Annotated in this window: 1 pseudogene; it reads left to right on the plus strand. The window is 61.9% G+C overall.

Annotation, left to right across the window (positions count from 1 at the left end):
- Positions 1-365: pseudogene (locus tag AC4IHP_RS27865) on the plus strand (toxin VasX); the annotation flags it as partial.

Below are 365 nucleotides of genomic sequence, written 5' to 3' on the forward strand. Positions count from 1 at the left end.
GAGCAGTGGAGCAACACCGACAACAACGAGCGCGACTATCTGCTGGCCAGTTACATCGAGTCGCTGAGCCAGCTCGGCGCTCAGGACTTCGACACCCTGGCCAAGGCCAGCGACGATCCGCGCGCCCAGGCATTGTTCGCTGAACTGGAGCAATTTCCCGAGCCGGATCGGGAAAATACCCGGCAGGCATTGCTTGAGTATTTGAACAAGGGTGGTGAGGTTGTCCCGACCGATACTCAGGCTCGACCTGAACTGCAGCAACAGCGCGAAAAGGCATTGGACGAGTCGCTGGCGCTGAACCGTTTCGACGGCGTCGCCCCGGATTTCACCGCGCACGCTCGCGTCACCGCCGAGGCGGACCGACG

The sequence above is a fragment of the Pseudomonas sp. UF-293 genome, from assembly GCF_058245595.1.